This is a genomic window from Streptomyces sp. NBC_00370 (assembly GCF_036084755.1).
Lineage (GTDB): Bacteria > Actinomycetota > Actinomycetes > Streptomycetales > Streptomycetaceae > Streptomyces.
Genome location: NZ_CP107968.1, coordinates 1,764,836 through 1,777,161, shown reverse-complemented (window position 1 = coordinate 1,777,161; position 12,326 = coordinate 1,764,836). Strand labels below are relative to the sequence as shown.

The 12,326-nt window shown below is 71.2% G+C and carries 11 protein-coding genes; 9 read left to right on the top strand and 2 right to left on the bottom strand.

Annotated elements, in window-relative coordinates:
• Positions 1-47: 47 nt before the first annotated feature.
• From OHS57_RS07570 to OHS57_RS07560, 3 genes are all read left to right on the top strand, one after another.
• Positions 48-1,214 carry a glycerophosphodiester phosphodiesterase gene (locus tag OHS57_RS07570; protein ID WP_328581444.1) on the top strand — a complete coding sequence of 389 codons (1,167 nt, stop codon included), beginning with the start codon at positions 48-50 and terminating at the stop codon, positions 1,212-1,214.
• Positions 1,215-1,347: 133 nt separating this feature from the next.
• Entirely contained in the window at positions 1,348-1,914 is a 567-nt protein-coding gene (locus tag OHS57_RS07565; protein ID WP_328581443.1) for a sigma-70 family RNA polymerase sigma factor, read from the top strand.
• A 37-nt stretch (positions 1,915-1,951) separates the two neighbouring features.
• Positions 1,952-2,467: a GNAT family N-acetyltransferase gene (locus OHS57_RS07560; RefSeq protein ID WP_041991528.1), complete on the top strand. Its 516-nt coding sequence runs from the start codon at positions 1,952-1,954 to the stop codon at positions 2,465-2,467.
• Positions 2,468-2,492: 25 nt separating this feature from the next.
• Here the strand turns inward: OHS57_RS07560 and OHS57_RS07555 are convergent, their stop codons facing one another.
• Entirely contained in the window at positions 2,493-2,870 is a 378-nt protein-coding gene (locus tag OHS57_RS07555; protein WP_241778783.1) for a hypothetical protein, read from the bottom strand.
• An 89-nt stretch (positions 2,871-2,959) separates the two neighbouring features.
• On the bottom strand, positions 2,960-3,319 hold the full coding sequence (locus OHS57_RS07550) for a hypothetical protein (protein ID WP_041991530.1): 360 nt from the start codon (positions 3,317-3,319) through the stop codon (positions 2,960-2,962).
• A gap of 373 nt (positions 3,320-3,692) precedes the next feature.
• Between OHS57_RS07550 and OHS57_RS07545 the strand changes: the two genes are divergently transcribed.
• The 6 genes from OHS57_RS07545 to cobT all read left to right on the top strand — a co-directional run bounded on the left by OHS57_RS07545 (position 3,693) and on the right by cobT (position 11,865).
• Positions 3,693-4,739, top strand: coding sequence for a methionine ABC transporter ATP-binding protein (locus OHS57_RS07545; RefSeq protein WP_041991532.1), 1,047 nt, complete (start codon positions 3,693-3,695; stop codon positions 4,737-4,739).
• A complete protein-coding gene (locus OHS57_RS07540) occupies positions 4,736-5,407 on the top strand; it encodes a methionine ABC transporter permease (RefSeq protein WP_041991534.1) in 672 nt (223 codons plus the stop codon). Before OHS57_RS07545 ends, OHS57_RS07540 begins: the two co-directional genes overlap by 4 nt.
• 50 nt (positions 5,408-5,457) lie before the next feature.
• Complete coding sequence (locus OHS57_RS07535) at positions 5,458-6,318, top strand: MetQ/NlpA family ABC transporter substrate-binding protein (protein WP_328581442.1); 861 nt, start codon at positions 5,458-5,460, stop codon at positions 6,316-6,318.
• 103 nt (positions 6,319-6,421) lie between these two features.
• Positions 6,422-7,099, top strand: coding sequence for a GNAT family N-acetyltransferase (locus OHS57_RS07530; RefSeq protein ID WP_041991538.1), 678 nt, complete (start codon positions 6,422-6,424; stop codon positions 7,097-7,099).
• 221 nt (positions 7,100-7,320) lie between these two features.
• Complete coding sequence (gene cbiE / locus OHS57_RS07525; protein ID WP_328581441.1) at positions 7,321-8,541, top strand: precorrin-6y C5,15-methyltransferase (decarboxylating) subunit CbiE; 1,221 nt, start codon at positions 7,321-7,323, stop codon at positions 8,539-8,541.
• Between the two features lie 357 nt (positions 8,542-8,898).
• A complete protein-coding gene (cobT, locus tag OHS57_RS07520; protein ID WP_328581440.1) occupies positions 8,899-11,865 on the top strand; it encodes a nicotinate-nucleotide--dimethylbenzimidazole phosphoribosyltransferase in 2,967 nt (988 codons plus the stop codon).
• The last annotated feature ends 461 nt before the right edge of the window (positions 11,866-12,326 follow it).

The window sequence follows — 12,326 nt, the reverse complement described above, 5'->3', positions numbered from 1 at the left end:
GTTTGACAGGTGCCGGACATCACACGGACTCACACGAGGGAGCATTCATGACGCAGGGTGCGCGCAACACACCCGGACGGCGGACCGTACTGGGCGCCGCCGTACTGGGCTCGGCGGCCATGGCGGTGCCCGCCGTCGCCGGCACGGCCGCCGCGCAGCCGGCAGGGCACGGCAAGGGCGGCCACGGCCCCGCGCGGCCGAAGCTGCCCGTGCCGACGATCGTCGGCCACCGGGGGACGGCGGGTTACCGCCCCGAGCACACCCTCGGCTCGTACCAGCTGGCCCTCGACATGGGCGCCGACGTGATCGAGCAGGACCTGGTGCCCACCAAGGACGGGCATCTGGTCTGCCGTCACGAGCCCGACATCACGGCCACGTCGGACGTCGCCGACCACCCGGAGTTCGCCTCCCGCAAGACCACCCGGGTCATCGACGGGGTCAGCACCACCGGCTGGTTCACCGTGGACTTCACCCTGGCCGAGCTGAAGACGCTGCGCGCCAAGGAGCGGATCCCCGCCAACCGGCAGCACAACACCCTCTACGACGGCCACTGGGACATCCCCACCTACGAAGAGGTGCTGCGCTGGGCCGACGACGAGGGCCGCCGCCGTGGCAGGCCCGTCTGGCTGTACACCGAGACCAAGCACCCCACCTACTTCCGGGGCATCGGCCTCGGTCTTGAGGAGCGGTTCGCGAAGCTGCTGCGCCGGTACGGGCGCGACCACGCGAACGCGCCGATCTTCCTCCAGTCGTTCGAGCCGACCAGCATGAAGCGGATGGCCGAGCTGGTCTCGGCGCCGCGCGTCGTCCTGCTCGACGTCGCGGGCAGCCGGCCGTGGGACTTCAAGGCCACCGGCGACCCCCGGGGTGTCGACGACCTCGTCACGCCGGCCGGGCTGAAGTGGATCGCCTCCTTCGCGCAGGGCATCGGCCCGACGCTCGACCTGGTCATCCCCAAGGACGCGACGGGGAAGCTGACGTCGCCGACCACCCTCGTCCGGGACGCGCACGCCAAGGGGCTGATCCTGCACCCGTACACGATGCGCAACGAGAACACCTTCCTGCCGGCCGACTTCCGCCGCGGCACCGACCCGAACGCGTACGGGGACGCCTTCGGCGCCTTCCAGGCGTACTTCGAGACCGGTATCGACGGTGTCTTCACCGACAACGCCGACACGGGTGTGCTCGCCAGGGCGGACTTCCTCAGCCGCTGAGCCACTGGCTGCCGAGCCGCCGAGCCGATGCCGGGGCGCCGGTCCGTCAGCGGCGCGCCCCGAGATGCCCCCGGTCGGGTGACTGCCCGCACCGGGGGCAACCGCCGTCCGCCGCCGTCGCGTCCCGCCAGGCATGACAGTCGCCGACACCCGCTTCCCGTACGGTCCGCACCGGGCCGCAGCCGCGCTCGTCAGCGCGCTGTCCCCGCTGGTCAGCGCCGAGGCCACGGCCGAAGCCGGCTGGGCGGCCACCGAACCGCGCGATCTCGAACAGGCCGTCTGGGTACGGCTGCTGGAGCGGCTGGCCGACGCGGGGCCGCCGTCCGACACGGCCCGCTGGGTACGGTCGGCGGTACGCGCCGAGGCGCGCAGGACCCGGCGTACGGCGGCGAACGAGCTGCCCTACGCACCGGAGCGGCCGGATCCGGCCACCGACCCCGACGCCGGGCCTGAACACAGCGCATTACGCGCGGAGTGGCGCAGAACACTTCGTTCCGCCGTGGTCCGTACACCAGGGCGTTGCCCCGGGCTGCTGACTGCGATGTTGTCGCCGAAGGACCCCACGTACCGCGAAATCGCAGGGGAGTTGGCTATCTCACAGGGAAGTCTGGGGCCGATGCGTTCCCGATGCCTGGGATGCCTGCGCAGAATGCTGGCGGCAGAGGTTGCAGCTCCTGAACAACGGGGAAAGGAGCGGTAGACAACCGGCGGAACAGGTGAGCGGGAGGCATGCACACATGGGCATGAGCGTGACCATCTCAGCGGCGAGAGCGCAGGACGCGGAACAGATCCTGAAGCTGCAGTACCTGTGTTACCAGAACGAGGCCGAGCTCTACGGCGACTACACCATCGAACCCCTCACCCAGACCCTGGAGGACCTCAGGGCCGAACTCGACGCCGGGCACGGCCTGGTGGCCCGGCTGGGCGACGAGATCGTGGCATCGGTACGGGGAACGGTCGACGAGCAGGGCACGGCGCGCATCGCGAAACTCATCGTCCATCCGAGGATGCAGCGGCACGGCCTGGGCGGCCGGCTCCTCGACGCCATCGAGGGCCAGTTCGCCACGACCCCCGCCGCCAAGCGCTTCCAGCTCTTCACCGGCCACCGCAGTGAGGGCAATCTGCGGCTGTACCGCAGCCGTGGCTACCTGCCGGTGTCGAGGGAGCTGGTCGGTCCGCGGCTGACGCTCGTCACACTGGAGAAGCAGGCGTCACAGGGCGCGGACGCCACCGCGTACGCGGCGAGCGCCTGAGCCACACCACCCGTCAGCATCTACCTCAGCCGTCAACGGGGTCGACGGGGTCAGGGCCCGACAGGCTCTGACCCCGACGGGACCTGCGCAGCCACAGGATGCCGGTGACCGGCAGCAGTACGGGGATGAAGACGTACCCCATGCCGTAGTCCGACCAGACCGTCGCGTCCGGGAAGGCCGAAGGGTCGGCCAGCGTCCAGGTGCCCACGGTCAGCACCCCGACGAGTTCGAGACCGCAGCAGACCAGCGCCGCCCTGCGGGCGGTCTCCCCGCCGCGCACCAGCGTGTACGTGATGAACGCGTACACCACGGCGGCGACGGCCGAGAGTGAATACGCCAGCGGCGCCCGGTCGAAGTCGGTGGCGATCTGGTAGACCGACCGCGAGACGGCCCCGACGGACATCACCCCGTAGAACCAGACGAGCAGCAGTCCAGGACCCTTGACCAGCCTGGTCCTCGGTTCCCCGGTCGCGGAATCCTCCAGCGTCACCGTCAGCCTCCCCAGATGTCGTACAGCCGTACTTCCAGCACCGCCAGGACGACCGCGCCCGCCGAGACCGTCACCGAGCCCCAGCGGGTCCGTTCCGTCAGCGAGAGGAAACCGGCGGCTGGCACCGCGAGCGCGGCGCCGACCAGATACGAGACGAAGATCACCGATCCGTCGTCGGCATGCTCGCCACGTGCCAACTGCACGATTCCCACCACGAGTTGGACCAGCGCGAGCAGGGACACCACGGCCATGCCGATGAAGTGCCAGTCCTTGGTCGGCTGGTCCCTGTATGCGGCGAATCCGCACCAGGCGGCGAGGGCGAGCGCGGCCACGGACACCGCGATCGTCAGGACGTCAAGCATGCGCATGAGCGTATTACGGTCCGTCCCGACCCCGGCGCGCGCCCCTGGGTCCCGACTGTCCGCTATGCGGACACCCCGGACCTCGTCCTTGACGTCTGCTTTACTTGAGCCATGACCACGACGAGCAACCGCGTTTCCGCGACCGAGGCGATCGTTACGCCCGGTGCTCGTTGTATGTGTCGAATGTGCGCCTGCTGACGCGCGCTTCCTGACGCTCGGGCCCCGGCGGCTTTCCGCCCGCGGCGCCTGACCGTCCGAGCAGCTGAACTTCCCCCGGCCCGACCCGGCTCCGCCGTGTCCTGGCCTCTTTCCTGTGCCCCCCTCGTGCCCGGCCGACCTGCGGCCGCGCACCGGACAGTGACGGACAACTCCTGTGATCACCACAACAGGTCTGACCAAAATCTACCGGTCAGGACCCTCCCGCAGCCGTGAGGTGACGGCCCTCGACGGGGTCGACCTCCATGTCGGCGAAGGGGAGGTCTTCGGCGTCGTCGGCCAGAGCGGCGCCGGGAAATCGTCCCTCATCCGCTGCGTCAACCTCCTCGAACGCCCCACGTCCGGCACGGTCACCGTCGACGGCCAGGACCTCACCGCCCTCGCCGGCCGGGGCCGGCGGGCCGGCAAGGAGCTGCGCGCGGCCCGCAGTTCGATCGGCATGGTCTTCCAGCACTTCAACCTGCTGTCGTCACGCACCGTGCGGGACAACGTCGAACTGCCGCTGGAGATCCTCGGCCACTCCGGCAAGGACCGGCAGCGCCGCGCCGCGGAACTGCTCGACCTGGTCGGCCTCGCCGACAAGGCCAAGGCCTACCCCGCCCAGCTCTCCGGCGGGCAGAAGCAGCGGGTCGGCATCGCCCGCGCCCTCGCCGGCAAGCCCAAGGTGCTGCTCTCCGACGAGGCGACCAGCGCACTCGACCCCGAGACCACCCGCTCGATCCTCGCGCTGCTGCGCGACCTCAACCGGCAGCTCGGACTGACCGTGCTGCTCATCACCCACGAGATGGAGGTCGTCAAGACGATCTGCGACTCGGCGGCGCTGATGAGCCGCGGCCGGATCGTCGAGTCCGGCAAGGTCGACGAACTGCTCGCCACCACCGGATCGCAGCTCGCGCGCGAGCTGTACCCGGTCGAAGGGCCGGGCTCCGACGAGAGCCGTACGGTCCTCGACATCACGTTCAACGGCGAATCCGACGAGCGCGGCATCGTCTCCCGGCTGTCCCGTACGTACAACATCGACATCGCGATCCTGGGCGCCGCGCTGCGCACGGTCCAGGGCCGGCAGATCGGCCGGCTCCGCATCGAGCTGCCCGGCCGCTACGAGGACAACGTCGTACCCGTCGGCTTCCTGCGCGAGCGGGGGCTGCATGTCGAGAACGTCACCGGTGTCCCCGCCCAGCTGGTCAAGGACGGTGCCAGGTGACCTGGTCGCAGATGCAGCCCCTGCTCACCCAGGGGACCCTCGACACCCTCTACATGGTGCTCTGGTCGACGCTCGTCACGGTCCTGGGCGGCCTGCCGCTCGGCATCCTGCTGGTCCTCACCGACAAGGGCGGGCTGCTCCAGAACGCCCCCGTGAACAAGACGGTCGGCGTGATCGTGAACATCGGCCGCTCGCTGCCGTTCATCATCCTGCTGATCGCGCTGATCCCGTTCACCACGTTCGTCGTGGGCACCTTCATCGGACCCACGGCCATGATCGTGCCGCTGGCGATCGGCGCCATCCCCTTCTTCGCCCGGCTCGTCGAGACGGCCATCCGTGAGGTCGACCACGGTCTGGTCGAGGCCGTGCAGTCGATGGGCGGGTCCATCCCCACCATCGTCCGCAAAGTGCTGCTGCCGCAGGCGCTGCCCTCGCTCGTCTCCGGCGTCACCACCACCGTCATCGCGCTCATCGGCTACTCGGCCATGGCCGGCGCCGTCGGCGGTGAAGGGCTCGGCTCCAAGGCCGTCACCTACGGGTTCCAGCGCTTCGAGAACGGCTTCATGGTCGCCACCGTCGTGGTGCTGATCGTGATCGTCACCGTCATCCAGCTGATCGGCGACATCGCCGTACGGCTCCTCGCGCGCCGCGTCCGCACGACTTCCTGACCGCACAACCCCAGATCCGTAAGACACCTCTCAGAAACGAGGCACCTCCCATGCGCGTCAACCTCAAGCTCACGACCGTCGCCGCGGCCACCGCCGCCCTGGCCCTCACGCTCGGCGCCTGCGGCACCTCGTCCGATCCCGGCTCCACGACGGCGGGGGAGGGGAAGCCGGACACGTCCAAGCCGCTGGTCGTCGCCGCTTCGCCGACCCCGCACGCCGACATCCTGAACTTCGTCAAGGACCACCTGGCGGCGAAGGCCGGACTGAAGCTCCAGGTCAAGGAGTTCACCGACTACGTCCTGCCCAACACCGCCACCGAAAAGGGCGAGGTCGACGCCAACTACTTCCAGCACAAGCCGTACCTCGACGACTTCAACAAGAAGAACGGCACCCACATCGTGCCCGTCGTCAACGTCCACCTGGAGCCGCTCGGCCTCTACTCCAGGAAGCTCGACGGGCTCAAGGCGATCAAGCCGGGGCAGAGCGTCGCGATCCCCAACGACACCACCAACGAGGGCCGCGCGCTCAAGCTGCTCGCCGACAACGGTCTGATCACACTCAAGGACGGCGTCGGCGCCGAAGGGAACCTCGCCGACATCAAGGACGCCAAGGGGCTGAAGTTCAAGGAACTGGAGGCCGCCACCCTGCCCCGCGCGCTCAACGACGTCGACTCGGCCGTCATCAACGGCAATTACGCCCTTGAGGCCAAGCTCAAGCCCGCCCAGGACTCACTGGCCCTGGAGAAGAGCGAAGGCAACCCGTACGCCAACTTCCTCGCCGTCAAGCAGGGCAACGAGAAGGACCCGCGGGTGGTCAAGCTCGCGAAACTGCTCAACTCCCCCGAGGTGAAGAAGTTCATAGAGGACACCTACGACGGTTCGGTCGTCCCGAGCTTCGGCCAGGCCGGCTGAGCCCGACGTACCGCGCACAGCGGCGGCGCCCCGTACACACCCTGTGTGCGGGGCGCACCCATCCGGGCGGACCCGGCCATGCACATTCGCCACCCGATGCTGCATGCTGTGCATTTACGACGGACTGAGGCATGGAGCTGGCATGACTACCACCTTTCCGGACGTTTCCATCAGCACGGAGCGGTTGGTGCTGCGCGCCTTCGAAACGGCGGACCTCCCGGCGCACATCGAGATGATGAACGACGAGCAGGTCACGGCGTGGTCGTCGGTGCCACATCCGTACACGGCGGGCGACGCGGAGGAGTGGGTGCGCCGGATCGCTCCGGAGGAACGGACGGCCGGGCGGGGCATCGTGTTCGCCGTCACCGAGTTCCTCACCCAGCGGCTCGTCGGTGTCGTCCAGCTCCAGGAGACCGACTGGCGGCTGCGCGCCACGGAGGTGGCGTATCTCACCGCGCCCTGGGCGCGCGGCGAGGGATACGCGACGGAATCGGTGCTGGCCGTCGCCCAGTGGCTGTTCCGCGACCAGAAGTTCGAGCGCATCGAACTGCGCACCGCCGCCGACAACACGGCGGCCCAGCAGGTCGCCCAGAAGATCGGCTGCATCAGCGAAGGGGTCCTGCGCAACGCCTGGATAGTGCGTACGCAGACCGAGGACGGCGGCTGGGCCGACATCCGCACCGACCTGATCGTGTGGAGCCTGCTCCCCGAAGATCTCGAAGGGGTCGCCGAGCAGATGGCGGACGCGGGCGGCTACGCCTCCTTCACCGACTGGAACTGACCGCGCGGCCGGGCGACTTCGGCCGCCCTCCCCCGTACGACCGCCCCGGTACGCACCACTCGGCGGGCACCACTTAGCATGATCGCCCGCAGGCCGTCCGCGCACCGGCGCACGACGGCGCGCCGACGCACGACGGCCGATACCGCCACACAGCGCTGTACGACCACTGCCGTACGACAACTCACGACGCCGCACGACGACTTACCGGGAGACTGACAACGATGGCCGACCGCGTCACGGTGATCGGCTGGGACGGTTCGCCCCTCACGCCTGCGGCCGAATCCGCCCTGTCCGCCGCCACCTTGGTGGCCGGCGCCGCCCACCACCTGGCCATCCCCGAGGTGCCCGCCGAAGCGGAGCGGATCAGACTCGGCAGCATAGATCTCGCCGCCCGCCGGATCGCCGGACACCGCGGCAGCGCCGTCGTCATCGCCGACGGCGACCCCGGGTTCTTCGGCGTCGTACGCACCCTGCGCGCCCCCGAACACGGACTTGAGGTCGAAGTCGTCCCCGCCGTCTCGGCCGTGGCCGCCGCCTTCGCCCGCGCCGGCATGCCGTGGGACGACGCCCAGGTCGTCGTCGCCCACAGCCGTACGCTGCGCCGCGTCGTCAACGTGTGCCGGGCGCACACCAAGGTCGCCGTACTCACCTCGCCCGGCGCGGGCCCCGCCGAACTCGCCCTGCTGCTCGAAGGGGTCCACCGCACCTTCGTCATCTGCGAGGAACTCGGCACCACCCGCGAGACGGTCTCCGTCCTCACCTCCGACACGGTCGCCGACCACGTCTGGCACGACCCCAACGTCGTGATCGTCATCGGCGGCGTCGGCACCGCGCCCTCGCCGGTCGCCGGCTGGGCCGCGGGCCGCGACCCCGGCTACCCGCCGGCGGCGCGGGGCTGGGCGCTGCCGGCCGAGGAGTACGGCATCGACCTCGACGAGAGCGAGTCGACCTGGCTGCGCGCCGCCCAACTGGCCCGGCTGGGCGCCCGTACCGGCGACCTCGTCTGGGACATCGGCTGCGGCACCGGCGCCGTGGCGGCCGAGGCGGCCGGCTTCGGCGCGGCCGTCATCGCCGTCGACTCCGAACCGGGCGCCTGCGCCAGCACGGCCGCCGCAGCCCGCAGGGCCGGCGTCCAGCTCCAGGTCGTCGAGGGCACGGCCCCGCACGTACTGGAGCGGCTGCCCGAACCCGATGTCGTACGGATCGGCGGCGGCGGTATCGACGTCGTCGTCGCCTGCGCCGACCGCAGGCCGGAACGTATCGTCACGCACGCGGCCACCCGGGACGAGGCCGAGGCGGTCAGCACCGCGCTGACCGAGGGCGGTTACCAGGTGGAGTGCACACTGCTGCAGTCCGTCGACCTCGACACCGCCGACTGGTCGGAGCGCGAGCGCGCCGTCGTCTTCCTGGTCGCGGCCCGGCGCCCGGACGGCACTTCCTGATACGTCCAGCAGCGGCCCCCTGACCCCGCGGCCGAACGGCGCGGGGTAGGCTGACCGACCGTTGTACCGCAGCTGGGCGTTCGTCGCTTCGTTCGTCAATGTCCGGAAAAGGGGCCCGTTTTGGACCCTGATGTGGTAGAGCCGAACCGGGGGACGCGCGACGTGGCGCAGTCCACAGTTTGCCGTGGCGGATCATCCCCCCACGGCTGCGAAAGCCCGCGAGAATACGTGAGAGCCGCAGGCCGTTCGTGCCGCGCGGCGCCCACGCTCGTTGTTGTTGACGGGCAGCCGAAGCGTCGCGTTTCGGGCGCCCCGGTGCAGGGCTGAAGGAGCACTACCAATGGGCGAGGGGTACGCATGACCGACACCGGCCAGGTCCCGGGCGAGGGACAGCCGGAGCACGCAGGCATGGTGGAGCAGCCGGGCATCCCCGCTCCTGGCGCGTACACCTACCTGTCCCCCTCCGAGACGGTCACCGAGGACGAAGACCTGCTGCTGATGCCGAGCGCCCAGGGGGGGTGGAGCGACCCCCAGCCCGTGGCGCCGGAGGCCCCGGGCCCCGACCAGGTCCCGGCCCAGGTCCAGGTTGCGATGCCAGTCGACCACGGTGCGTACGCGGCGCAGGCCGCGCCGCAGGTGCCCGTCGCCCCGCAGATAGAACAGCCGGCCGCCGCGCCGGTCCCGACGCAGACTCAGGTCCATCCTGAGCAGGGGTTCCAGCACCAGCAGGAATTCCACCAGCCCGGGTACGAGTACCAGGCACACGTGCAGGTGCAGCAGGTGCCGGTGCCCGAGGCCGTGGCTGTGCCCGAGGTCGCGGTGCCCGTGCCGGCGCCCGCTCCCGCCGAGCAGCGGGACGCGCATGAGACCGGGGGCCGGCATTCCGGTTCGCTGGACCTCAGCGACGTACGGGTGCCGCAGGCGGCGCAGCCCGAGCCGGAGCCGGTGGTGGCCCCGGAGCCCGAACTGGTCGCACCGGAGCCCGAGCCGGTGGCGGAGGCTCCCGCACCCGAGCCCGTACCGGCTCCTGAGCCCGCCCCCGCCCCCGCGGTGCCCCCAACGGTGACTCCGCAGCCGCCGCGGCGCCCGCTGCACATGGGCCCCGCCCTGCCGGACCCGACAGGCGGCGTGGTGCGCTCGCTGGCCGACCGCGGGCCCGCAGGCAGCGCACCCGCGTACACACCTCCGGTACGGACCCAGCAGGGCCCGCCCACCACGGGCCCGGAGTACCTGGACATCCCGCGCGAAGAGCCGCTGCCGGCGCAGGGCGGAACGCCGTGGATCCCAGAACCGACACCGACGTCGGTCCCGGCACCGGCCCCGGAGCCCGAGGTACTGGCGGCAGCCCCGGAACCGGACGCCGTGGTCGCACCGGAACCGGAACCCGAACCCGAGCCGGCGGCACAGGCTCCCGCGCCCGAACCCGAACCTGAACTTCAGCTCGAACCCGCACCGGAGCCCGACCCGGGACCGGAGCCCGAACCGCAGCCCGAAGTCCAGGCTGAAACGGCGCCCGAGGCGCAGGCCGAACCCGAGCCGCAGCCGGAACCGGAGCCGGAACCGGCGCCCGAACCGGAAGCAACGCGACCGGCAGACGCGGCGCCCGGTTACGACGACGCCGAGCGCGACGCGGTACTCCGCGTCATGCGCGAGCGGCGCGACATCCGGAACGGCTTCCGCTCGGACCCCGTCCCGCACGAGGTGCTGCTGCGCGTCCTTGAGGCCGCGCACACCGCGCCCAGCGTCGGCCACTCGCAGCCCTGGGACTTCGTCGTGATCCGCTCCGCCGAGACCCGGCGGAGCATGCACGAGCTGGCGCAGCGTCAGCGCGACGCGTACGCGAAGTCGCTGCCCAAGGGCCGCGCGAAGCAGTTCAAGGAAATGAAGATCGAGGCGATCCTCGACACCCCGGTGAACATCGTCGTCACCGCGGACCCGACGCGCGGCGGCCGGCACACCCTGGGCCGCCACACGCAGCCGCAGATGGCGCCGTACTCCTCGGCACTGGCCGTCGAGAACCTGTGGCTCGCCGCGCGCGCCGAGGGACTTGGCGTCGGCTGGGTCAGCTTCTTCGACGAGCGCGAGATGGTCCGGGCGCTGGGACTGCCCGAGCACCTGGAGGTCGTGGCGTATCTGTGCGTCGGGTACGTGGACGAGTTCCCCGACGAGCCCGAGCTGATGCAGGCGGGCTGGTCGAAGCGCCGCCCGCTGTCCTGGGTCGTCCACGAGGAGACGTACGGCCGCCGGGCGCTGCCCGGTGAGGCGCCGCACGACCTGCTCGCCGAGACGGTCGCCACGATCAGGCCGCTGGACGCCAAGGCGCTGGGGGAGGCGTGGGAGCGGCAGAAGCGGATGACGAAGCCGGCCGGCGCGCTCGGCATGCTGGAGATCATCTCCGCGCAGCTCAGCGGGCTGTCGCGGATGTGCCCGCCGCCGATCCCCGAGCCCGCGGCTGTCGCGATCTTCGCGGGGGACCACGGGGTGCACGCCCAGGGCGTCACGCCGTGGCCGCAGGAGGTCACCGGCCAGATGGTCGCCAACATCCTGGGCGGCGGCGCGGTGTGCAACGCGTTCGCGACGCAGGTCGGGGCCGAGGTGTGCGTGGTCGACGTCGGCGTGGCGAGCGAACTGCCCGCGACGGCGGGCCTGGTGCCGCGCAAGGTACGCGCGGGAACGGCCGACTTCACGACGGGCCCCGCGCTGAGCCGCGAGGAGGTCCTGCAGGCGATCGAGGTCGGCATCGAGACGGCGCGCGACCTGGTGGCGGCGGGCAACAAGGCGCTGATCACGGGCGAGATGGGCATAGCGAACACCACGGTGTCGGCCGCGCTGATCTCCGTGTACACCGGCTGCGACCCGTCGGAGGTGACGGGCCGCGGCACGGGCATCAACGACGAGACGCACGCCCGCAAGATCGACGTCGTACGCCACGGCCTGGAACTCCACCGCCCGGACCCGGCGGACCCGATCGGCGTGCTGTCCGCGATCGGCGGCCTGGAACACGCGGCCCTCGTCGGCTTCCTGCTGGGCGGAGCGTCGATGCGTACGCCGGTGATCCTGGACGGAGTGAGCGCGGGCGCTGCGGCCCTGGTGGCCCGCGCCATCGCCCCGGAAGCCCTGGCAGCCTGCATCGCGGGCCACCGCAGCGCGGAACCGGGCCACGTGGCAGCCCTCAACAAACTGGGCCTGCGCCCCTTGGTCGACCTGGACCTACGCCTGGGCGAAGGCACGGGAGCACTGCTGGCGCTCCCGGTGATCCAGAGCGCGGCACGGGCGATGCACGAGGTGGCGACGTTCGACTCGGCGGGAGTGACGGAGAAGTAGCCGCGGGGCCGCCGACGCCCTGGCTGGAGGCGGCGGCCTTCCCGGCGCTTCGCGCCGCGTAGCGCGTGCCCGCAGGCTGCGGGCGCATCAGCCCAGCTTTCCCCTGGGGCCGGGGCCCCGGGGGCGCGATGGTGCCGGGTCGGACGGGTGAGCCGCATCGTCCCGCCGGGGCTTGCGGCCCGCTGAGTCGTGCGTCATCTTGGCGCGGAGGCGCACCGCACCCAGGGAAGTCCGGCCTCCTTGGCCCTGCCCGACCTGGGCTTTGCACTTCCCGCGCCGCGCGGCTCACGTCCGCAGGTGGCCACTCCCTGGCCATCCCGGGGTCCGGGGGCCTGCCCCCGGCTTCGGGGAGGGGCGGGGTGGGGGACATCGCCCGGGGCGCCCGTAAGGTTGTCGCCGGGGGCGCCCCCCGTCCCACCAGCCGGTTCACCACCGTACGACCGCACCCCGCCCGAGGAGCC